Raw genomic sequence first — 21,362 nt, 5'->3', positions numbered from 1 at the left:
CGGTGGGCGGGCGCCTTCCCGTATTACGGAAAGCGATGCGGATTTCAAATCAAAATCAGCGTGCCAGCGTATATTCCATCATGCGGCTGCGGCTGAGAACCAGCTCGACTTTTCCGTCGGCAAGGCAATGCAGGCAGATGCGCTTGCGCCAGGGTCCATCGATGAGAGTGAAGAGGAAACGGCCATTGCCCATAGGAACCAATGGCATGGCATGGCGCGTCGGGCCGATCCCCATGCTTACCATGCCATCGCGTATATCGAAACGCGCCCCATATTCAGCGGCAACCCAATGGCCGTTGAGATCTGCGGATGCCAGTCCCGGCTTTACCGGCAGGAATCGCCGGTTGACACAACCCGCCTCGCCTTCCAGGGCCGTGCCGGTCCAGCGCAGCCGCATCGGCGAGGAAGCAGATCGCGATGAGAACCAGCCGTCCCCATCATCATAGAGCGTGTCCTCCGCGTCGAGATAGGTGGCAATGCCGCCCGCCATTTCAATCCAGTACGGGCCACTTTCCGTGACGTAGAGACCGTCGGGAATGGTGCAGTTCGTCTGCGGCAGCGGCAGTCCCGTGAGGGCGCCCATCGCGGTGAGGGCAATCTTGTAGCCATTGGTATCGTCCCGATTGGAAACGACGACAAATCCGGTACCGGCTTCCGCGTCGAGAAGAAAATAGGATTTGTAACCGGGGTGCGATCCGCCATGGCCGACGAAACGGCGTCCTGCCAGCTCCGACCAGCGCAGACCAAGCCCGTAATCGGATGGACGGCCATCGCCCATACAGCGGGTGGCGGAAAGTGTCGCGAGCAGGCCCGCATGGCGATCACCGCCTGCAAGCAAATGCTGCAGCCATACGGCAAGGCTGTTGCCGCTCCCCGTCAGACTGCCGGACGCGGAGATATGCAGGCCAGCAGCGCTGAGCTGCCACGTTTCACCGTCCTTGAAGTAGCCCGGCACGAGACCGGAAACCGGGTCGTTCCATACCTCCGGCGCCTTGAGGAAGATACCCAGCGGACCGGCAATCTCATCCTGGACGAAAGCGTCGAAGGTCTTTCCCTTGCGTTCGAGAGCGGCCTCGACCAGACGATAACCGGTGTTGGAGTACGAAACGTCGGTGCCGGCATCGAAGTTCAGCCGCGTCAACGAGCCGAGAAAATCCAGGAGCGGCTGTTTCTGTGTTTCCGTATAAACGGACAGCCCGAGAAGCGTCAGGCATTCGCGCACATCCGGCAGACCGCCGCTCATGTCGAGGGCACGGCCAACGGTCACGTCGGCGAGCGGCGGCTGCAGCTCTGCAAGATGGTCACCGAGGCGATCATCCAGCGCGATAAGACCAGCGTTTTGCAGCACCATCGCCGAAAAAACATGCTTGGTCACCGAGGCGTAGCGCACCACGCTGTCAGCTGAAAACGCCGTGGCTGTCGCAAGGCTTTCCAAACCTCCGGCGTAGGCGAAGCGGATGCCTTGCCTATCGAAACCGATGATGGCCCCGCCCGGCTCGTTGGCCGGCCATTGACTTGCAAAGTTTTCGGCACAGGCCGCAGCGGCCACCCAATTCAAACTGACGGACATCCTGTCCTCCGTTATGCCGGTTCTTCGAGATTGATGCTCAACGTGCGAAGCGCCGACGTATGCGCGTGTTTCGCGCGTCCTGCCCGCAGATCGTCGGCGCTCAATTGCTCGACCATCTCGCCGTTCAGCATGACGCCAAGCTGCGGGCACAGATGCGCGATGACCGCCAGATTGTGGCTGACGAGGACATAGGTCAAATTCCGTGCCTGCCTGAGATCGGCCAAGAGGTTGAGAATCTCCGCCTGCACCGACACGTCAAGCGCGCTGGTCGGCTCGTCCAGCAGCAGGACCTGCGGTTCGGCAATCAGCGCGCGGGCAATGGCAACACGCTGGCGCTGGCCGCCGGAAAGCTGGTGCGGATAGCGAAAGCGCACGGTCTGCGGCAGGGCGACGTCCGAAAGTGCCTGCTTGATGCGTTTTTCGACGTCCGGCAGCTTGTGCACCAGGAGGAGTTCACTGAGAATCCGGTCGATGGTCTGGCGCGGGTGCAGCGAACCGAACGGATCCTGGAACACCATCTGCACCTGCCGGAAAAAAGCCGGCGGTCGCCTCAGCGGCGCATCCGTGCCGTCGAAGGCGATGCGCCCGCTCCAGTCTTCATTGAGACCGGCCATCGCGCGCAAAACCGTTGATTTGCCCGATCCGCTTTCCCCAACGATGCCGAAGCTGCCGCCCTTGGCAACATCAAAGGAAACGCCGCGGACAACTTCATGCGTGCCGAATGAGATTCTGAGTTGATCGACCTTGATCATGGGTTGAGCCACGCTGCATCGCGAGTGAGAACGGGAAGTCTTTCCTTGGGGTGCATCAGCGACGGCATGCAATTCAGCAGGCCCTTCGTGTAGGGATGCTGTGCCTTGGCGAGCTCGGAAGCCTTGAGCTCTTCCACAACCCGGCCGGAATACATGACGGCAACCCTGTCGCAGAAATGCGAGACCAGCGGCAGGTCATGGCTGATCAGGATGAGGCCCATGCCCCGGCGCGACACCAGATCGTCGATGAGACGCAGGATTTCCGCCTGCACCGTCGCATCGAGTGCGCTGGTCGGCTCATCGGCGATCAGCAGTTCAGGATCGGGCGCCAGCATCATGGCGATCATGACGCGCTGTCCCATGCCGCCCGAAATCTCGTTGGGATAAGCACCGGCCACCTTGCGAGGGTCGCGGATCATCACCTGATCCAGCAATTCAATGGCAGCTTCCGCCGCTTCTTTCCGGCTGGCCTTCTTGTGGGTGCGCCATGATTCGGCAATCTGGCTGCCAACCGTCTTCACCGGATTGAGCGAATATTTCGGGTCCTGCAGAATGAACCCGGCGCGCTTTCCGCGGATTTGGCGCATGCCGCGCTCCGAAGCACCGAGAATATCGATGCCATCGAATGCAAGCCTGTCGGCTTCAATCTTGGCATTGCTTGGCAGAAGCTTCATCAGGGCGCGCGCCGTCAGGGACTTGCCCGAACCGCTTTCGCCGACGATGCCGAGTTTTTCGGTACCCAGCTGCATGGATACGCCGCGCACGGCCTCGAACCGGCTTGTTCGCGTTTCAAAGGCAATACGAAGGTTCTTGATATCGACCAGCATCCTGTTTCCTAATTCTGCTTCGGGTCGAGGACGTCACGCAGGCCATCACCCAGGAAGTTGAAGGCGAGCGATACCATGAAGATCGCTATTCCCGGGATTGTCGCAACCCACCACTGTTCGAAGATGAAGCGTTTGGCCGTGGCAATCATCGCGCCCCATTCCGGGGACGGCGCCTGCGCGCCCATGCCTAGAAAACCGAGACTGGCCGCAGTGATGATGATCGAACTCATGTCGAGCGTGGTGCGCACGATCAGGCTCGGCACGCACAGCGGCGCGATATGGCGCAGCATGATGCGCCAGCGCGATGCGCCGGTCAGGCGGTACGCGGCGACATAATCGGTGTTGCGGATCGTCATGGTTTCCGCCCGGGCGAGGCGCGCATAGGGCGGCCATGCGGTCAAGGCGATCGCAAGGATTGCACTCTCCACGCCGGGCTTCAGCGCAGCGACGAAGGCGAGAGCAAGAATGAGACGCGGAAACGCCAGAAACACGTCGGTGATCCGCATGAGAGCGGAATCGACGACGCCGCCCATATATCCGGCAACACACCCCACAGCCAGGCCGATGGGTGCAACGACGGCAACCACCGACACCACCATTCCAAGGGTGACGCGGCCGCCGAACAGGATGCGCGACAGGATATCCCGCCCCAGTTCATCCGTTCCGAACCAATGCACAGCCGAGGGACGCGCCAATCTGTTGCCGAGATTTTGCAAGCTCGGATCATAGGGCGCGATCAAGGGTGCCAGCAGTGACAGCAGGGCGAACAGAAGGATGATGCCGAGGCCGATCATCGCCAGAGGATTGGACTTCAGGCTCAGCCAGATACGGTACCGGCGTCCCCAATTGGCTTGCGAGCGCGAGGCGGGGGTTTCATCCAGCGCCCAGTTACGAAAAGATGTCTGTATCATCGGACACGTGGATCCAGCAGTTTGTATAAGATATCGGCGAGCAGGTTGAGAACGACATAGATCAGGCCGATCAGCAGCGTTGCGCCCACAACCGGGTTCATGTCCGCATTCATCAGCGAGATGGTCAGATATTGTCCAAGGCCCGGCCAGCTGAACACCGTTTCCGTCACGACCGCCCCTTCCAGCAAACCGGCATAGGTGAGCGCGAGAACGGTGACGAGCTGAACTGCGACGGTCGGAAAGGCATGTTTCCAGACAACGGCGGCGGCAGAAAGCCCCTTGGCACGCGCGGTAATGACAAACTCGCCCTTGAGCGCATCCAGCATGAAGGCGCGGGTCATGCGCGTGATGTAGGCCATGCTGAAATAGGCGAGGATGCAGACGGGCTGTATCATGTGGATGAGCGCGTCATAAAGCGCATCCCAATCCCCGGCAATGATGGAGTCGATTGTCAGGATACCGGTGACGTGCGGCACCATATCCTGAAAAATGATGTCCTGACGCCCCGGCCCCGGCGCAATGCCGAGTACGGCGTAAAACACCAGCAGCGAAATCATCGCCAGCACGAAAACCGGAACGGAATGGCCGGCGAGGCAGATGACGCGGATGGTCTGGTCGACATAGCTTCCCTGCCGGACCGCGGCCCAGACGCCAAGCGGAATGCCGATCACGGCGGCAAGAATGAGCGCCGCGGTTGCCAGTTCCAGCGTGGCCGGGAAATAACGCGCGATATCGGTCGCCACGGGATTGCGGGTCAGGATGGATTTGCCGAGATCACCCTGAACGATCTGCGCGAGATAGTGGAGGAACTGGATCACCACCGGCTGATCCAGTCCCATTTCGATCCGCGCCCGGGCGATGACGGCCTCGGGCGCATTGTCGCCAACGGCGGCGATCACGGGATCGACCGGCATGACGCGGCCGATCATGAACGTGATCACCGTCAGCCCGAGCAGTGTCAGGAAGACACTGCCGAGAAGGCTGGACAGATTTTTTATCCGCGCGTTCAAGCCTTTGCGATCCCTGCATAGGAGTGGGAGTCAGACAAGGTGCCAAGGCGCATGCCCGAAACAGCCTTGCGGCAGGCAGCCGTGGTTTTTGTCTGCAGCATCAGGGCAAAGGGGCTGTGCTCCATATGCGCTTTCTGCAAGGCTTCGTAGAGCTCGATGCGCTTCTGCGGATCCTTTTCGTCGCGGGCTTCCTCGGCCTTTTTGGTCATTTCCGCATCCTGCCAGGACGAGCGCCAGAGGAACGGCTTGGTCTTTGCATTGTCCGAGTTGTCGAGATTGATGTTGAACACATCGGCATTGGCATGCGGATCGAAATAGTCCGAACCCCAGGCGGACAGCGCCATCTGATGTTCACGGGCACGCATTTTCGTCAGGACCTGGCGGTTTTCGGCCGCCTGCAGCTGAACGCGGATGCCGATTTCGGCAAGGTTCGCCTGAAGAGCCTGCGCAATATCCGGATAGGGCTGGGCCGAATAATGGTCCATGACGATATCGAAACCGCCGGCAAGGCCTGCCTCGGCCATGAGTGCCTTGGCCTTTTCGACGTCCTTCTGGAAGGGTGTGTCGTTCACGGCGCCGGGAAAGCCCTCGGGCAGGAAGCTCTGATGGATTTTGTGCGTCAGCGGCACGATGTTCTGCTGGATGCCCTTGTAGTCGATCGCCCACTTGACCGCCTGCCAGACCTGGGGCTTGGCCAGATTCGGGTTCTTCTGGTTGAGCGAGATGAGAACCAGCGAAGCCACGCCCTTCTGCACCAGCGTATAGTTCTCGTCGCCCTGAAGCGTGCGCAGCTGCTCGGTCGTCAGGTTGCGCGCGATATCGGCATCGCCCTTCTGCAGCATCAGCAGCTGGGATGACGGATCGACCACATGGCGCAGAATAATGCGCTTGATGTTGCCCTTATAGGCGCCTTCGGGGTTGACCTTGAGCGTGACGCTTTCGCTGGGCTTCCAGGCCATGAGCACCCACTCGCCGGAACCAGCACTGTTCTTCTGCAGCCAGCCATTGCCGAAATCGTCGCCCGCCACGTTTTCCAGAACCACCTTCTTCTCGACGATGCTGCCGACATTGGCGGACAGGCAATAGAGCAGGAAGGACAGGGAAACCGGCTTTTCAAGCGTGATCTTCAATGTCTTGTCGTCAACAGCCTTGATTTGCTGCTCGACATTCTCGGCGGTAAAGCCGAACTGCGTGATGATGAACGCGGGTCCCTTGTTCATCTTGACGGCGCGCTGCAGGGAAAATGCCGCGTCTTCGGCTGTCACCGGCGCGCCGCTGGCAAACTTTGCCCCCGCACGCATCTTGAACGTGAACACCTTGCCGTCGGCATCGGCTTCCCATGATTCGGCCAGGCCGCCATCAACCTGATCGGCATTTTCGAGATTGGGATGCACCAGCTTGTGATAGATATTGCCGGCAATCTCGCTGCCGACCGCCTCAAAGCTTTCATGCGGATCGAGGCTTGTCATGTTGTCGATCTGCTGCGCGACAACGAGGATGTCCTTCGGCGTATCGGCAAATGCCTGGGTCAGATTGACATAGGATAGAAACGGTATCGCTGCGCCGCCAATCAACAGATTGCGTCTTGAGATCATGGTGCGTGCCCCTTTGCTCGTGGTTCTTTTGTTCCCGGACGCCGCCCCGCTGCAGACATCGTCTGACTGGCTCGCCGCCCAAATTTCTTGCGTGTCAATTTTTTAAGCAGGCTCTATCATGCTGGTCGAACGGGCGGCCAATGCCGATTTTGGCAGTACCTATGCACACTGTGCATGCGGCAGGAACAGAGGTGCGGAACAGGCGTGCCGATGCGTTGTGCGCATGGGCAGCGACCGAAAACGCATTTGCCATTTGCCGGTATTCGCGCCAAAGCTGGTGACAGCTTCGGGACTCGGCTCCCGCCACCGCAAAACGCACCAAGGTTTCCTGACCCATGACCAGCCATTCAATCGTCCCGGTTTTCGACGGGCACAACGATGTCCTGCTCCGCCTCTGGATGTCGACCGAACCGTCGCCGGAGAAGCGCTTCATCGAGGGGGAAAATGTGGGTCATATCGACCTGCCGCGCGCGAAAAAGGGCGGACTGGCGGGTGGACTGTGCGCGATTTACGTTCCGACGCCATCGCCGCAGAAAAATGCCAATGGCGATTACAACACGCCGGACATGGAAAGTGCGCTCAACACCACCCTGGCCATGGCCGCGCTTCTGACACGGATCGAACGGCAGGCGGAAGGCCGCCTGCGCATCTGCCAGACGGCGGATGACATCCGCAATGCAATGAAGGACGGGGCGTTTGCCTCGGTGCTCCATATCGAAGGCGCGGAAGCCATCGGGCCCGACCTCGATGCACTCTACGTCCTGCATCAGGCGGGGTTGCGCACGCTCGGACCCGTGTGGAGCCGCAGCAATATCTTTGCCCACGGCGTACCCTTCCGCTTTCCCAGTTCCCCGGATATCGGGCCGGGCCTGACCGATCACGGCAAACAGCTGATCCGCACCTGCAATGAGCTGCGGATCATGGTTGATCTCTCCCACATGAACGAACAGGGCTTCTGGGATATTGCGGCCATATCGGACGCGCCGCTCGTGGCCTCGCATTCCAATGCACATGCGCTGTGCACGCACAGCCGCAATCTGACGGACCGCCAGCTTGACGCGATCCGCGATACAGGCGGACTGGTCGGCCTGAACTTCGGCGTCCTGTTCCTGCGTCAGGACGGCGTGAGAAATCCCGACACGGATTTGAGCGAGCTGGTGCGGCATGTCGATTACATCGTCGATCGCATCGGGATCGATCACGTTGCGCTTGGATCGGACTTCGACGGCACAACCATTCCAGCCGCCATGCGCGATGCCGGCGACCTGCAATTGCTGGTCGATGCCCTGCGCCAGGCGGGCTATGATGGAGAGGCGCTCGACAAGATCTGCCACGGCAACTGGATAAGCGTTCTCGAACGCACGTGGACGAACTGACCGGAGTTTCGCCGGTCGGTTCTCTGTTTTTGTTTACATGGTGATTCTGGAGCAATGGGCCAGGGTAACGGCCCAGTCATCCGCCGTGCGGCTCCAGACACGGGTAAAGGCCAGTTTTTCAGAAAACTTTTCGCCGTAGTAGGTTCCGGTAAACCTGACCCGCAACGAAACCAGGACTGCATTGCCGAGCGGCCGGATGATGCTGTCGAGGACGTCGATCTGCTCGAGCGCCAGGACACCGCTGCGATGCGCTTCAAGGTCCTGCGCCTTTTCAATCCGGCGTCCCTGATGATCGATGAAAATGAGGTCGTTGGCCAGCAGCACATCGAGCGCTTCAACGTCGCTGCGCAGCATCGCAGACCTCAGGCGTTCTTCGCACTGCTGAATGGCGGCTTCATCGGCTGTATCGAATGCAGTGGTCATCTCATCATCTCCTCCCCTTTTATTCCGTATCGGCCGAAACCACCGGAGGGCGTGGGCATCGACCGCAAACACGCATAAAGGCTATCCGTCATATCTGAACAAGGCAATAACCTCTAATTTTCTCCGGAACAAGTTGCGCCGTCGCTCCACTTTGACGCGGGCCTTGTCAGAGCGCCGGGGCGGACAAATCGCCGAGAACTGTCGGGATCAGTTCGGAAACGGTGGGGTGGACAGGCACCGCCCATTTGAGCGTGGGATAGCCCACCTTGGCGCTCATCGCGTCGATTATCCCGTGGATCGCCTCATCGCCGCTGGTACCCAGAATCGCCGCGCCCAAAATCTGCTGTGTCTGCGCATCAGCGATGATCTTCATGAAGCCCTGCGTTTCGTCCTTCTCGACAGCCCGGCCAACCCGGGTCATGGGTCGCTTCGACACCAGGATGGGGCGGCCCGTTGCCCTGGCCTGGGTTTCGCTCATTCCCGCCCGGCCGAGCGGCGGGTCGATATAGAGCGCATAGCCGGGAACCCGATCGCTGACCTTGCGGCGCTCGCCATCCAAGAGGTTGGCCGCCACGATCTCATAATCATTATAGGCCGTGTGGGTGAATGCGCCCTGCCCGTTGCAGTCTCCAAGCGCCCAGACACCGTCGGCACTCGTCGCCAGAAAGTCATCAACCTTGATGTAACCCCGCTCGTCCGTCTCGACGCCTGCCTTGTCCAGACCGAGATCGTCGGTATTGGGACGGCGGCCAATCGCCAGCAGCACATGCGAGCCGACCACGCTGCGCGCACCGGAATCGCAATCGAGATGAACTTCCGTGCCGTCGGCATGCGGTTTGAAAGCGATGCAATTGGCATCGAGACGGCAGGCAACGCCTTCATTGTCCAGGATGGACCTGATCGCCTCGGACACATCGGCGTCTTCGCGTCCAACCAGCCGGGGACCTTTCTCAACGACAGTGACCTGCGATCCGAAGCGCCGGTACATCTGCGCAAATTCGAGGCCGATATAGCTGCCGCCAACCACCACCAGATGCCGGGGCAAGGTATCGAGCTGCATCATGGTCGTATTGGTGAGACAATCGACATCCCGAATACCCGGCATATCCGGAATGTTGGCGCGCCCGCCCACATTGATGAAAATGCGCGGCGCCTGAAAAAGCACTCCGTCGACAGCAATCGTATGAGCGTCGACGAACCGGGCATGCCCCTCGACAACCCGGCAATTGCGCATACCGCGCAGCCAGGTCTCGACACCCGTGCGGGCGTTGAACGAAACGGTATCCGCCCTCTGCCGCACATGCTTCATGTCGACGCGAATAGGCTGTTCTATCACAACGCCATAATCGGCCCCGCGCCGGGCAAGGTGCGCCGCGTAGGCGCTGGCAACCATCGTCTTCGTCGGCATGCAGCCGGTGTTGACGCAGGTGCCGCCAAACAGTTTTCGCTCGACAATCAGCACGCTCATGCCAGCCGCGGTCAGCCGGCTTGCGAGCGATGGACCCGCTTGCCCCGCCCCTATGATGATTGCGTCGAATGCGTGGCCCATGGCAGTGCTCCAGCGTTAAGGGTATGCGAGAGTAACAAGAGCGGCATTGGTTCGGAAGCCACGTCTTGCCCGGCAATCGAAACATCGACAGCTGGCTGCAAGACCGGTAGAAGCAAACAATGAACTATCTGCGGCAAGCCACAGCCAGCCTTACTGTTTTCGCAACCGCAAGCGTGCGGGAGCTCCGGTCGTTGGCAAGGCCCGGACCGCGAATGGTCGACGAGTTCGAGTGCGTCATATCCGTGCTGCTCGCAATCATCTTCGCGCACGTCCTTGGGGCGAAGAACGTCGGTTGGGCGGCGTTCAGCGGCTACATGGTGATGCGCTCGCATGTATCGGAAAGTCTCACCCGCGGCATTTTGCGCATCATCGGCACATCGGCGGGTGCGGGTGCCGCTTTGGCCCTGGCCCCGCTTGTCATCGGCAAACCGTTCCTTCTCAGCCTGTCGCTTGTCATTATCGGCGGCGTCACCCTTTACTTCGCCCTCGTCGGCAAACGCAGCTATGCCTGGCTGTTCACCGGGCTGACATTCTGCATGGTGCTGATCGACGGCATGAAACATCCATCGGAATCGGTGCTGCCGTTCGCCCAGTCGCGCCTCGTCGAAATCCTTGCGGGCACCCTCGCCTGCATTCTCGTCAGCGCGGTATCGACCTTTACCATAAGACGCCGGCTGCCGCGGCAATCCCGGGAAACGCCCGCGCAGACCGCGATAAGACACTCCGTGATCTGGCACCGGGGTGCCGCGAAGCATGCGTTGCAGGCCGCAATCGCTCTGGGGCTGATTCCATGGATATGGCTGTGGACGGGCATCACCTCCCTCAGCCAGTCGAGCATTACCATCATGGCCGTGATGATGATTCCGGTGAGCAATCTCGCCGCAAGCGTGCTCAACCCGATCACATCGCGGCTGGTGCTGCGCTTTGTCGGCTGCAGCGTCGGCGGCCTGATCGCCACGATCATCCTGCTCGGCAGTCATCATTCGCCCGTCCTCATGACGCTTGGCGTGTGTATAGGCGTCCTTGTCGGGCGGCATATCGAAAACAGCAACTCCTCCATCAGCTATATCGGAACGCAGTTCGTCCTTGCCTTTCTTGTCGTCCTCGTGCCCGACACCTATACAAGTGCCGCGCTGCAACCCGGTATCGAACGGCTTGCGGGCATCCTGTTCGGCGTGGTCATCCTGGAGCCGGTTCTCCTTGCCTCCCACTATCTCTTCCGTGATCACACGCCGCGAAATGACGGTCCTGACATCAAGCGGCCATCATCAAACGAATAAAATATCGTGACGAATGCGGATCATCTTTCTGCAATAAACTTTACGCGCGCAAATTTTTATATTGACACAGCAACATAAATTGAACATCCATGCGGCGGACGAAGGTGGGAGGAGCATCGGCCATCGCCAACGGACGAAGCACGGCAGAACGGCCATGCAGTATCCGGTTGTGTATCGCCAATGCCCATCTGCCGGCTTTCGAGAAAACAACTGTTCTGGAGGGAACAATGATCCGTACCCATTTTACCAAACTGCTGCTTGCTGGCGCCGCCGCACTGATGGCCACCGGCGCTTTTGCCGAAGGTATCGGCGCTTCGCTGCTTACCCAGCAGCATCCGTTCTATATCTCGCTTGCTTCGGCAATGACCGCGGAAGCCAAGGCGGAAAACCTGCCGCTTGAAATCGCGATTGCCAATCAGGACCTGAACAAGCAGCTCGCCGATGTGGAAGATTTCATCACCAAGGGCGTCAGCGTCATCATCATTTCGCCTGTGGACAGCACGGGCGTAAAATCCGCCATCGCCAAGGCGCAGAAGGCTGGCATCAAGGTGATCACCGTGGACGTCCCCGCCAAGGGCGTTGAAGTCACCTCGCATGTCGGCACCGACAACTATACCGGCGGCGTCAAGGCTGGCGAGCTGATGGCCAAGCAGATCGGCGACAAGGGCAATGTGGCCGTCATCGACTACCCGACGGTGCAGTCGGTGGTCGATCGCGTCGAAGGCTTCAAGAAGGCGATTGCCGCGCATCCCGATATCAAGATCGTCTCCATCCAGACCGGCATCACCCGTCCCGAGGCGCTTGCCGCCGCCCAGAACATCCTGCAGGCGAACCCCGACGTCGTCGGCATCTTCGGCTTCGGCGACGATGCGGCGCTTGCTGCAGCCTCGGCCGTCAAGTCGGGAAAGCTGCAGGATCAGGTCAAGGTCATCGGCTTCGACGGCATGGAAGAAGCCCGCAATGCGGTCAAGAACGATCCTGTCATGGTCGGCGTGATCGCGCAGTATCCGGACCAGATGGGCAAGGTTGCGGTTGCGACCGCAGGCAAGGTCATCAAGGGCGAGACCGTTGACGCCAAGCAGCCGATCGTTCCGGGCGTTGTCACCAAGGCTGGCGAAGAAAAGTAACCCCCGCCAACGTCAACAATCAACAGTGCCACTCGCGCAGGACCGCCTCGCGGGTGGCAGTTCAGGAAGACCTGCGGTAAGGATTGTCATTCATGGCCGTTTCATCCAACGCACCTGTGCTTGAAATCAAGGACGTCGCCAAAACCTTCGGTCCGGTGACGGCACTCAAGCGCATGAACCTTTCCGTGCGGCCCGGGCGCGTGCATACGCTGCTGGGCGAGAACGGTGCCGGCAAATCCACGCTCATGAAAATTCTCGTCGGCCTGTTCCAGCCGACATCGGGCTCGATCACGCTGCGCGGCGAGCCATACGCTCCAAAGAACCCTATCGAGGCAAAGGCGCTGGGTTTGAGCATCGTGTTCCAGGAGCTCAGCCTCTGCCGCAACCTGTCGGTTGCCGAAAACATTCTGGCGACGCATGAACCCAACCGGTTCGGCTTCATCCATGAACGCGATCTCAACGCACAGGCCGCACAGATCGTTCAGGACCTCGGCCTGCCTGTCAATGTGCGCACCAAGGTCGGCGATCTGTCCATCGCCCAGCGCCAGCTGGTGGAAATCGCCAAGGGGCTCAGCCGTCCCGCCGACGTGGTCATCCTTGACGAGCCGACATCCTCACTGTCCGACAGCGAAGCGGAAATCCTCTTCACCATCATCGAACGCCTGAAGGCCAAGGGAACGGCCATCATCTACATCTCGCACCGCATGGAGGAAATCATGCGGATTTCCGATGATATCACGGTGATCCGCGACGGTTCCTTTGTCGCGACGACGGAAAAGCAGAACACGAGCATCGAAGGCCTGATCGCCTTGATGGTCGGGCGGGAGATGAAGGACATCTACCCGCCGCGCCTTGTCGAACGCCCCTCATCTGCGGTGCCTCCGGTTCTTGCGGTTGAAAATCTCTCCGAAGCCGGAAAATTCGAGAATGTCTCGCTGGACGTGCGGCCGGGCGAAGTCGTGGGCCTGTTCGGCCTGATCGGGTCCGGCCGCTCCGATGTGATGAAGGCCTTGTTCGGTTTCGGGCAACCAGCCGGGACAATCCGACTCAACGGCAATCCCGTGCATCTGCGCTCACCGGCCGATGCGATCCGCCACGGCATCGCCTTCGTGACGGAAAACCGCAAGGAAGAGGGATTGGTACTGCAGCACAACGTCGAGCGCAACATCAACATGGTCGCTCTGGGCCAGCTGTCCGGACAGTTCGGCTTTACCCGCCCGGCCCGCGAACGGGCGGCGGCCAAGACGGAAGTCCTGCGCCTTGCCATCAAGACCGCCTCCATCGACACCCCTGCCGGCTCGCTCAGCGGCGGCAACCAGCAAAAGATCGTCATCGCCAAATGGCTGCAGACGCAGCCCAAAATACTCATTCTTGACGAACCGACACGCGGCGTCGATGTCGGTGCAAAATTCGAGATTTACCGCATCATCCGCGAGCTCGCCGCCGCCGGGACGGCGATCCTGATGGTATCGTCGGAATTGCCCGAAGTGCTCGGCCTCAGCGACCGGCTCGTCATCATGCACGACAAGCGCGTGGCAAAAACATTGGATGCGCAGGGCCTCAGCCCCGAAACCGTTATGACCTATGCAGCAGGAATACACCAATGAGCAATTCGACCGAGACGAAGCAGGCGCTTCTGGCTTCCCCCCTCATCCGGCAATATGGTGGCATCGTCATCTCGCTGATCATCCTGTGCCTGGTCTTTTCCTCGATCAGCCCGCGGTTTCTCGCCTTCAACAATTTTATGAACATCATGCAGCAAGTGGCTGTGATCGCAGTTGCTGCCTATGGCATGACCTATGTGATCCTGCTCGGCGATATCGATCTTTCCGTAGGCTCGATCATCGCCGTGGCAGGCATGGTGGCCGCGCAGGCCTTTTCCATGGGTTTTGGCTTTGCACCGACTGTGCTGATCACACTGGCGGCAGGCGCCATCATGGGCGGGCTCAACGGCGTCCTGTCGGCAAAGCTCATGCTGCCATCCTTCATCGTCACGGTTGCGACCATGGGCATCTACCGCGGCGCTGTCAGCCTGCCAACTAACGGCGCCCCCGCCTCCATCGAGAATGAAACATGGCTGGCCATCGGCAGCGAAAGCTGGCTTGGCCTTCCCATCATCATCTGGATCGTCATTGCGCTCTTTGCCATCAACCACATCGTTCTTTCCCGCACGATCTTCGGCCGCCGCGCCTATCTGGCCGGCGGCAACCGCGAGGCGGCGATCTATTCCGGCATCCGCGTCGACCGGCTGAAGATCATCATCTTCATGATCTCAGGCGTCATGGCGGCGATCAGCGGCATCCTGCTGTCCTCGCGCCTTTCCTCGGCCCAGACCAATGCCGGCATGGGCTATGAACTCGACGCGATTGCCGCGGTCGTGCTCGGCGGCACCAGCCTTGCCGGCGGCGTCGGCACCATGGTCGGCACCATTCTCGGCGCGCTCATCATCGGCGTCATCAACAACGGCATGAACATGCTGGCCGTCCCCTATTTCTACCAGCTCATCTTCAAGGGCATCGTCATTCTCTTCGCCGTCTGGCTGGACGTCCGCAGCAAATCAATGCGGGCCTAATCCCGACCGGCAGGCCCGGGGAGGAACACGGCGAACGGTTCCTCCACCGTGCGTTTCAGATAGGCGAGATAGGACGCGTAGCTGCCATGATCGGGCGCGATGCGCCCGAACTGTGCGTCCGGCATAGATGCCATCGGAATGAGAACGATAGGTGCTGATATCGGCGTCAATTGCGCGCCGCGTCCCGCCTGCAATGTGGTCAGGATTCCGTACATTTCGCCCGTGATGGACGGGCGCGAAACGATGATCAGGCGCTGCTGGCCCGATGTATTGGTCGCGAGATAGATGTGGCCGGAGAGATTCGGGATCGCCACCGTCCCCTGCTGGGTAAAGGCCGCGTCGAGCCGTTCTTTTTCAATGAACCGCAGATTGGACGCGGCATCGTTCCAGCCGATCTCGGTGCAATAGGCAAAGATTGCCTTCGGATCGCCAAAGGACGGCCGTAACGTCAGGTACCGGCCTTCAATCCATCCGACAGCCGCGCGGGAATAGGCGCCGAATTCCTCACTGGCATGTCCATTGTTCACCGCAACCGGGTTATCGAGCAGGTCCGCCGCACGCAGACGCATGCCCAGCGCTTCTTCAAGCCGGATCGTAGTTGCCAGTGTGAACGGCCGGTGGCCGGAAAGCGCCTTTTCCAGGGTGGACAGGCTGATCTTCGCCTGGTCGGCCAGATACTGCCGCGAAACCCGCCGCCGCGCCATCTCCTCGCGGATCTTCGTGGCGACGGCCTGGTTCTGCCGCTCCGATAGCTGACTGTCGATATCCCCGGCCATAGCGCCCGCTCCCGTCAAATCACGTACATTCCTTCACATATCCACACAAGGCCGTCGGGGGCAAGACATCTCGTGACGGGGCCGTGCGGAACATTCCCGAAGCTTACGCTGGCGGCAAAAAGGCCCATGTATGAAATGGGGAAAGCTTCCCGATGGGAGCACCAACAGGAGCTTTCCCGATGAAAACCGCAACCTTCCATACCCAGCAATCTCCCCGAGCGATGCCCCATTGGCTGCGCCGTACCTGCCAGGCACTCTGGTTGATCAACGTCGTTGGTCTGCCATTTATTGCGCTCGCCGTATTCTTTTTCAGCCTGGCGACGGCGCATGCCGAAACCGCCCGGTCGCCCCTTGTCACCCTCGATGACGTCAAATCCGGCACGCTTCTGCTGAAGAGCTCGGAAGCCGGCCGCTACGTCGAAGCGCCGCGTGTCGCCACGGATGTCGACATCGTCGTCAGCGGTCCGACGGCTCGCGCCCGCATCACCCAGATATTCACCAACCCGTCCAATGGCTGGGTCGAGGCGGTCTATGCCTATCCGCTGCCGGAAGACAGCGCCGTGCATGCGCTCAAAATGGTTGTCGGCAAGCGCGTGATCATCGGTGATATCAAGGAAAAGAAGGAAGCCAAGGCCATCTATGAAACGGCGAAGGCATCCGGCCAGAAAGCCAGCCTGGTTGAACAGCAGCGGCCGAACCTTTTCACCAATTCCGTCGCCAATATTGGCCCGCACGAGCAGGTTGTTGTGCAGATCGACTATCAGGAGCCCGTGCGCCTGTCCGGCGATGAATTTTCCTTGCGCGTGCCGCTGGTTGTCGCCCCGCGCTACAATCCTGCACCGATCACGCAGACCGCCGACCTTGCGGTCGACGGTTCCGGCTGGGGCACCACAGCCGATCCCGTCGCCGATCGCAGCAAGATCACGCCGCCCGTGCTTGATCCGCGCATCAATGCCCCGGTCAATCCGGTCAGTATCAAGGTCCGCCTGCAGGCTGGTTTTGCCCTGGGCGAGGTGAAGAGCCATCACCATGCCGTCAACACCGAAACCATTGATGCGCAGACACAGGTCGTCTCGCTGGCGGGTGACAACCACGCCGACCGCGACTTCGAACTGACCTGGAAACCGCAGAATGCCAAGGCACCCGCTGTCGGCCTGTTCCGCGAAACGGTCGGCAAGCATGACTATGCCCTCGCCTATGTCACGCCGCCGGTTGTCGAACAGAAGCAGGAGCAGCGCCCGCGCGAAATCGTCTTTGTCATCGACAATTCCGGTTCGATGGGCGGAACATCGATGAATCAGGCCAAGGCCAGCCTCGACTATGCGCTGAGCCGCCTCAAACCCGCTGACCGCTTCAACGTCATCCGCTTCGACGACACCATGACCTCGCTGTTCCAGGATACCGTTGCTGCCGACCGCGAGAACGTCTCCACAGCCCGCGAATTTGTCGGCAACCTCGAAGCATCCGGCGGCACGGAAATGCTTGCGCCGCTGGAAGCAGCCCTCAACGACCGGCGTCCCAATGATCAGTCCTTTGTCCGCCAGATCGTGTTTCTCACTGACGGCGCCATCGGCAACGAACAGCAATTGCTCGATACCATCGCCGCCAGGCTCGGCCGTTCGCGGGTTTTCATGGTCGGCATCGGCTCTGCCCCCAACAACTATCTGATGAACCGCGCCGCTGAACTTGGCCGCGGCACCTTCACCTCCATCGGCTCGACGGATCAGGTTGACGAGCGCATGCGCAGTCTCTTTGCCAAGCTGGAAAGTCCCATCATCACCAACCTCAGTGCCACTTTCTCGTCCGGCAATGCCGATGTGACACCGGCCATTCTGCCCGATCTCTACCGCGGCGAGCCGCTCGTCATTGCCGCCAAGCTCGGTTCGCTCTCCGGCACCCTGACAATCAAGGGCATGATCGGCACGCAGCCATGGGAGGTCACTCTACCGGTTGCCAAGGCTGCGGAAGGTGAAGGCCTGTCAAAACTCTGGGCCCGCCGCAAGATTTCCGATGCGGAAGTCGAAAGCACCCTCGGCAAGATCAGCCGTGAGGAAGCCGACAGGCGCATCCTGAAACTGGCCCTTGAAAACAGCCTCGTGTCGCGCCTGACCAGTCTGGTTGCCGTCGACAAGACCCCGTCACGGGCGCAGGACAAGCCGCTGACCCGCGCCGACGTCCCGCTCAATCTCCCGGCAGGCTGGGATTTCGACAAAGTGTTCGGTGAACAGGCAACACGCAAGGCCAGCCTCGACAATGGTCCGGACGTCCAGTTTGCCAAGCTGGCGGCAGGCAAGAAGCCGGTTGCCCAACAGGCTCCTGCCGATCAGCTTGCCCTGCCGCAGACGGCAACCGATGCGGAACTGCGCATGATCGCCGGGTTGATGATGCTCTTCGCCAGCGCCGGGCTGTTCTTCTTCAGCCGCAAGACAATGGGGAAAGCATGATGAGCACGATCCGCACACGGCACGGCGTCTCCAAGCGGAAAGGCAGGGCGGTTCTCCGCCCTGCCCTGCGGGCCGGAATGATCGTGATGGCTCTGGTCGGGCTGGTACTGGTCAGCCAAGGCCTGTGGATTCATGCGAAAGCCATGGTGGCGCAGGTGCTTCTCGACCGTGCCTTTACCCGGAGCGTCGCAACCGGCCAGCCGGTCAAACCCTGGTCATGGGCCGATACCTGGCCGGTCGCACGGCTTGAATTCCCGCGCATTGGCGAAACCTCCATCGCCCTGCACGGGGCAAGCGGACAGGCCTTGGCCTTCGGTCCCGGCCATGTGGACCGCAGCGCCGAAGCAGGCGACAGCGGCACGGCAGTCTATGCCGCACACCGCGATACGCATTTCGCCTTTCTGAAGGACGTGCAGATCGGCGATGCGGTCCGGATTACCCGGCGCGACGGCAAAGTGTTCACCTATCGGGTCACGGAAACATCGGTCGTCCGCTGGGATCAGTCCGGCATTGATACCAATGCCGCCGGCAAGAATCTGGTTCTTGCCACCTGCTGGCCATTCGATGCCGCAACATCGGGACCGATGCGCTATCTGGTGAAAGCGCGGATGCTGGAATGAGATCAGCTGTCCAGTTCACCCCGCCGGATCAGTTCTTCCCTGATAAGCTTCTTGGCGATCTTGCCATAGGCGGATTTGGGCATATCCGGCCAGAAGACGAAACGCTTGGGCAGTTTGTAGCGCGCCATCTTGCCGTTCAGCCACGCCATGACGGCCTCGCCATCGGGCGCGCTGCCGGAGCGTGCAACACAGACCGCCAGCCCGACCTCGCCCCACACCGGATCGGGAATGCCAAGCACCGCCACTTCGCTGATATCCGGATGAGTGAGTATCTTTTCCTCGATCTCGCGCGGATAGACGTTGGAACCGCCGGAGATATACATGTCGGACGCCCGGCCGGTGATGTAGACGAAACCCGCCTCGTCCATGTGGCCGAGATCGCCAGTGCGGAACCAGCCATCGCGAAAGGCTTTCGCATTGGCTTCGGGGTTGTCGTAATAACCCGCAAACACCGCCGGCCCGATGACACAGATCTCGCCGGTTTCGCCCGGTTTGACCTCTTGGCCGGTGTCGTCCTGAATGGCGATCTGCATGCCGGTCCGCGCAAAGCCGCAGGTGCCGAGCCGCGCATCGGGACCATCCCGCGTCGTATGATAGGCAGGCGGCAGGACCGTGATGTTGCCGGTCACCTCGCCAAGGCCGAAATACTGCACGAGCACCGGCCCAAGCGTCTTCAACGCATGAATCTGGTCGGTCCGGTACATGGGCGCACCGGCATAGATCACGTAGCGCAGGGAGGAGTGATCACGCTCATGCACCGCTGGATGTTCCGTCAGCATTTTCAGGATCGTCGGCACCGTGAACATATTGCTCACGCGCCATCGCTCGACCAGCCTCCACGCTTCGGCAACATCGAACTTCTCCGTCGGCAGCAGGATCGTCTTCGCACCGCGCGCCACCTGGGTCAGCTGGTGAATGCCCGCGCCATGCGACAGCGGCGCAACCACCAGCGAAGCATCTTTTTCCGTCGTGCCGGGCATGAGATCGCACAGGTGATTGGTGATGACGAACGCCATCTGGCCATGGGTGAGGACGGCCGCCTTGGGCCGGCCTGTCGTGCCCGACGTGAAGAAGAACCAGCAGGGATCGTCGTGATCGACAGCGGCAGTTGCAACGTTCCGGCCGTCAAAGCGGGCGACGATGTCATCGTAATCGTCGCCGAAATCCGCCTTGCCGATGGCAATGACGAAAGCAAGATCGGGATTCAAGTCCCGGCTTGCCGCGACATGGTCGGGGAAGAGGTGACCGCAGATCATGCCCTTGGCTCCGCTCGCCTTGGCGAGATAGGCGACCTCATCCGGTGTCTGGCGGAAATTCGCCGGCACCCACACGGCGCCCAGCTGGAAACAGGCGAACATGGATTCGAACATCTGGTTGCAGTTCTGCGACTGGATCAGAATGCGGTCGCCCTTGACGACACCAAATTCGCTGTGCAGTGCCGCAGCCATCGCATCGACGCGCCGTTGCAGTTCGCTCCAGCTCCAGCTTTTCTCACCCCAGACAAAACCTGTTTCGTCAGGCAGGCGGCGCGCGGTCTGCGCCAGGAAACCCGACAGGTTCATCACGCGTTTCGACATGGCCGTGATCAGCGCCGCATCCTTGCTGCTCATGCTTTCATCCGTTCGGGTCTTGCTCTGGATTTCACACCGGCCGCCGAAGCCCGTTTCGGCCGGTCATTGAGCGGCTGGAGATGGGCCAGCCGCGCCTCGATCTTTTTCGCCTCGCTGCGCATCAGCTCCGCCAGTTCCTGCTGGCGCGCAGGCTGCATGCGGCTGTCGATGGCCGCGATGCTCAACGCGCCGGCGGCCCGCCCATCCGGAAAATGGATCGCAAGGCCAATGCCCCAGGAATTGGCCAGGATACGCCCGGGGTTGAGGGCAAAACCCTGTTCCCGCGTAGCCGCGATATCCTCCCTGATCTGCCACGGCGGAAGATTGGGGTAATCGGCAAGCAGCACCGCCTCGTTGGCGGCCAGGATGATATCGATCTCGTCATCCGGCATCGTTGCAAGGATGGCCAGTGAACCGCCGCCGACACCGAGAGGATGCCGGTACCCCGCCTGCAGCGCATGGGTGCGGATGGGATAGGTGCCTTCCTCCCGGTGCAGGCACACCGCATAGGTCTCGCGCTGGATGGAGAGAAAACTGGTATCCTGCGTTTTGGCGGAGAGAATGCTGAGGCTGTCGCGCGTGATCTGCAACAGGCCGTAACGGCGGGTGGCGAGCGTTCCCAGCACATAGGCTTCCTGTCCGAGATAGTAACGCCGGGTCTGTGCATCCTGTTCGACCAGCCCCGAGCGGATGAGTGCAAGCAGCAGACGCCGCGTCGTTGGCTTGTTGAGGCCGCCCTGCTCGACAATCTCGCTCAGCGATCCGCCCTGATCGCCGAAATAGCTGACAAGACTGAGAAGACCCAGTGCCCTGTCGACACTTTGCGACCCGTTGAGACTGGCTGGTGCCGTCATCTTTTCTTCCATGCTCTCCCACACGCATTTTGATCCATATTGTGGATCATTTTGTTGTTCTATTGA

The 21,362-nt window shown here is 60.5% G+C and carries 19 protein-coding genes; 7 read left to right on the top strand and 12 right to left on the bottom strand.

Going from position 1 to position 21,362, the window contains the following annotated elements:
• Positions 1-55 precede the first annotated feature (55 nt).
• The 7 genes from ACZ5FP_RS24080 to ACZ5FP_RS24050 form a co-directional block, all read right to left on the bottom strand.
• The gene (locus ACZ5FP_RS24080; protein WP_464664568.1) at positions 56-1,570 is read right to left on the bottom strand and encodes a serine hydrolase domain-containing protein; all 1,515 of its coding nucleotides are present in this window, start codon (positions 1,568-1,570) and stop codon (positions 56-58) included.
• Between the two features lie 11 nt (positions 1,571-1,581).
• Entirely contained in the window at positions 1,582-2,322 is a 741-nt protein-coding gene (locus ACZ5FP_RS24075; protein WP_464664567.1) for an ABC transporter ATP-binding protein, read from the bottom strand.
• Positions 2,319-3,149, bottom strand: coding sequence for an ABC transporter ATP-binding protein (locus tag ACZ5FP_RS24070; RefSeq protein WP_464664566.1), 831 nt, complete (start codon positions 3,147-3,149; stop codon positions 2,319-2,321). The genes ACZ5FP_RS24075 and ACZ5FP_RS24070 overlap by 4 nt, the downstream gene beginning before the upstream one ends.
• 8 nt (positions 3,150-3,157) lie before the next feature.
• The gene (locus ACZ5FP_RS24065) at positions 3,158-4,060 is read right to left on the bottom strand and encodes an ABC transporter permease (protein ID WP_223614888.1); all 903 of its coding nucleotides are present in this window, start codon (positions 4,058-4,060) and stop codon (positions 3,158-3,160) included.
• Positions 4,057-5,070 carry an ABC transporter permease gene (locus ACZ5FP_RS24060; RefSeq protein WP_223614887.1) on the bottom strand — a complete coding sequence of 338 codons (1,014 nt, stop codon included), beginning with the start codon at positions 5,068-5,070 and terminating at the stop codon, positions 4,057-4,059. Before ACZ5FP_RS24060 ends, ACZ5FP_RS24065 begins: the two co-directional genes overlap by 4 nt.
• The gene (locus ACZ5FP_RS24055) at positions 5,067-6,665 is read right to left on the bottom strand and encodes an ABC transporter substrate-binding protein (protein ID WP_464664565.1); all 1,599 of its coding nucleotides are present in this window, start codon (positions 6,663-6,665) and stop codon (positions 5,067-5,069) included. The genes ACZ5FP_RS24060 and ACZ5FP_RS24055 overlap by 4 nt, the downstream gene beginning before the upstream one ends.
• 94 nt (positions 6,666-6,759) lie before the next feature.
• Positions 6,760-7,002: a hypothetical protein gene (locus tag ACZ5FP_RS24050; RefSeq protein ID WP_464664564.1), complete on the bottom strand. Its 243-nt coding sequence runs from the start codon at positions 7,000-7,002 to the stop codon at positions 6,760-6,762.
• Here ACZ5FP_RS24050 and ACZ5FP_RS24045 point away from each other — a divergent pair.
• Complete coding sequence (locus ACZ5FP_RS24045) at positions 7,001-8,041, top strand: dipeptidase (protein ID WP_464664563.1); 1,041 nt, start codon at positions 7,001-7,003, stop codon at positions 8,039-8,041. The genes ACZ5FP_RS24050 and ACZ5FP_RS24045 overlap by 2 nt on opposite strands.
• Before the next feature lie 33 nt (positions 8,042-8,074).
• Here the strand turns inward: ACZ5FP_RS24045 and ACZ5FP_RS24040 are convergent, their stop codons facing one another.
• Entirely contained in the window at positions 8,075-8,464 is a 390-nt protein-coding gene (locus ACZ5FP_RS24040; RefSeq protein WP_223614884.1) for a nuclear transport factor 2 family protein, read from the bottom strand.
• Between the two features lie 166 nt (positions 8,465-8,630).
• Positions 8,631-10,013, bottom strand: coding sequence for an FAD-containing oxidoreductase (locus ACZ5FP_RS24035; protein ID WP_464664562.1), 1,383 nt, complete (start codon positions 10,011-10,013; stop codon positions 8,631-8,633).
• A 212-nt stretch (positions 10,014-10,225) separates the two neighbouring features.
• Here ACZ5FP_RS24035 and ACZ5FP_RS24030 point away from each other — a divergent pair, with 212 nt between their 5' ends.
• From ACZ5FP_RS24030 to ACZ5FP_RS24015, 4 genes are all read left to right on the top strand, one after another.
• Positions 10,226-11,293 (top strand): FUSC family protein, encoded by a 1,068-nt coding sequence (locus ACZ5FP_RS24030; protein ID WP_464664561.1) that lies wholly within the window; start codon positions 10,226-10,228, stop codon positions 11,291-11,293.
• 227 nt (positions 11,294-11,520) lie between these two features.
• Positions 11,521-12,420, top strand: a complete 900-nt coding sequence (locus tag ACZ5FP_RS24025; RefSeq protein ID WP_464664560.1) for a substrate-binding domain-containing protein — start codon at positions 11,521-11,523, stop codon at positions 12,418-12,420.
• A gap of 92 nt (positions 12,421-12,512) precedes the next feature.
• Positions 12,513-14,027 carry a sugar ABC transporter ATP-binding protein gene (locus ACZ5FP_RS24020; protein WP_464664559.1) on the top strand — a complete coding sequence of 505 codons (1,515 nt, stop codon included), beginning with the start codon at positions 12,513-12,515 and terminating at the stop codon, positions 14,025-14,027.
• The gene (locus tag ACZ5FP_RS24015) at positions 14,024-14,992 is read left to right on the top strand and encodes an ABC transporter permease (protein WP_223614879.1); all 969 of its coding nucleotides are present in this window, start codon (positions 14,024-14,026) and stop codon (positions 14,990-14,992) included. Before ACZ5FP_RS24020 ends, ACZ5FP_RS24015 begins: the two co-directional genes overlap by 4 nt.
• Here the strand turns inward: ACZ5FP_RS24015 and ACZ5FP_RS24010 are convergent.
• Complete coding sequence (locus ACZ5FP_RS24010; protein ID WP_464664558.1) at positions 14,989-15,768, bottom strand: helix-turn-helix domain-containing protein; 780 nt, start codon at positions 15,766-15,768, stop codon at positions 14,989-14,991. The genes ACZ5FP_RS24015 and ACZ5FP_RS24010 overlap by 4 nt on opposite strands.
• A 221-nt stretch (positions 15,769-15,989) precedes the next feature.
• On the opposite strand from ACZ5FP_RS24010, the gene ACZ5FP_RS24005 reads away from it, so the two are divergent.
• On the top strand, positions 15,990-18,212 hold the full coding sequence (locus ACZ5FP_RS24005; protein WP_464664858.1) for a marine proteobacterial sortase target protein: 2,223 nt from the start codon (positions 15,990-15,992) through the stop codon (positions 18,210-18,212).
• Entirely contained in the window at positions 18,212-18,832 is a 621-nt protein-coding gene (locus ACZ5FP_RS24000) for a class GN sortase (protein WP_464664857.1), read from the top strand. Before ACZ5FP_RS24005 ends, ACZ5FP_RS24000 begins: the two co-directional genes overlap by 1 nt.
• A 2-nt stretch (positions 18,833-18,834) precedes the next feature.
• On the opposite strand, the gene ACZ5FP_RS23995 is transcribed toward ACZ5FP_RS24000, so the two are convergent.
• On the bottom strand, positions 18,835-20,442 hold the full coding sequence (locus ACZ5FP_RS23995; RefSeq protein ID WP_464664557.1) for an acyl-CoA synthetase: 1,608 nt from the start codon (positions 20,440-20,442) through the stop codon (positions 18,835-18,837).
• Positions 20,439-21,308: an IclR family transcriptional regulator gene (locus ACZ5FP_RS23990; RefSeq protein WP_464664556.1), complete on the bottom strand. Its 870-nt coding sequence runs from the start codon at positions 21,306-21,308 to the stop codon at positions 20,439-20,441. The genes ACZ5FP_RS23995 and ACZ5FP_RS23990 overlap by 4 nt, the downstream gene beginning before the upstream one ends.
• Between the last annotated feature and the right edge of the window lie 54 nt (positions 21,309-21,362).

This window comes from Phyllobacterium sp. T2-21, from assembly GCF_055378485.1.
This window is presented reverse-complemented; position numbering and strand designations above follow the sequence as displayed.

Bases quoted from the DNA above. Each gene is read 5' to 3' on its own strand.
- ACZ5FP_RS24015 (WP_223614879.1), top strand. From the start codon at position 14,024: ATGAGCAATTCGACCGAGACGAAGCAGGCGCTTCTGGCTTCCCCCCTC.
- ACZ5FP_RS24080 (WP_464664568.1), bottom strand. From the start codon at position 1,570: ATGTCCGTCAGTTTGAATTGGGTGGCCGCTGCGGCCTGTGCCGAAAAC.
- ACZ5FP_RS23995 (WP_464664557.1), bottom strand. From the start codon at position 20,442: ATGAGCAGCAAGGATGCGGCGCTGATCACGGCCATGTCGAAACGCGTG.
- ACZ5FP_RS24055 (WP_464664565.1), bottom strand. From the start codon at position 6,665: ATGATCTCAAGACGCAATCTGTTGATTGGCGGCGCAGCGATACCGTTT.
- ACZ5FP_RS24065 (WP_223614888.1), bottom strand. From the start codon at position 4,060: ATGATACAGACATCTTTTCGTAACTGGGCGCTGGATGAAACCCCCGCC.
- ACZ5FP_RS24045 (WP_464664563.1), top strand. From the start codon at position 7,001: ATGACCAGCCATTCAATCGTCCCGGTTTTCGACGGGCACAACGATGTC.
- ACZ5FP_RS24020 (WP_464664559.1), top strand. From the start codon at position 12,513: ATGGCCGTTTCATCCAACGCACCTGTGCTTGAAATCAAGGACGTCGCC.
- ACZ5FP_RS24025 (WP_464664560.1), top strand. From the start codon at position 11,521: ATGATCCGTACCCATTTTACCAAACTGCTGCTTGCTGGCGCCGCCGCA.
- ACZ5FP_RS24005 (WP_464664858.1), top strand. From the start codon at position 15,990: ATGCCCCATTGGCTGCGCCGTACCTGCCAGGCACTCTGGTTGATCAAC.
- ACZ5FP_RS24010 (WP_464664558.1), bottom strand. From the start codon at position 15,768: ATGGCCGGGGATATCGACAGTCAGCTATCGGAGCGGCAGAACCAGGCC.
- ACZ5FP_RS24075 (WP_464664567.1), bottom strand. From the start codon at position 2,322: ATGATCAAGGTCGATCAACTCAGAATCTCATTCGGCACGCATGAAGTT.
- ACZ5FP_RS23990 (WP_464664556.1), bottom strand. From the start codon at position 21,308: ATGGAAGAAAAGATGACGGCACCAGCCAGTCTCAACGGGTCGCAAAGT.
- ACZ5FP_RS24070 (WP_464664566.1), bottom strand. From the start codon at position 3,149: ATGCTGGTCGATATCAAGAACCTTCGTATTGCCTTTGAAACGCGAACA.
- ACZ5FP_RS24035 (WP_464664562.1), bottom strand. From the start codon at position 10,013: ATGGGCCACGCATTCGACGCAATCATCATAGGGGCGGGGCAAGCGGGT.
- ACZ5FP_RS24040 (WP_223614884.1), bottom strand. From the start codon at position 8,464: ATGACCACTGCATTCGATACAGCCGATGAAGCCGCCATTCAGCAGTGC.
- ACZ5FP_RS24000 (WP_464664857.1), top strand. From the start codon at position 18,212: ATGAGCACGATCCGCACACGGCACGGCGTCTCCAAGCGGAAAGGCAGG.
- ACZ5FP_RS24030 (WP_464664561.1), top strand. From the start codon at position 10,226: ATGGTCGACGAGTTCGAGTGCGTCATATCCGTGCTGCTCGCAATCATC.
- ACZ5FP_RS24050 (WP_464664564.1), bottom strand. From the start codon at position 7,002: ATGGGTCAGGAAACCTTGGTGCGTTTTGCGGTGGCGGGAGCCGAGTCC.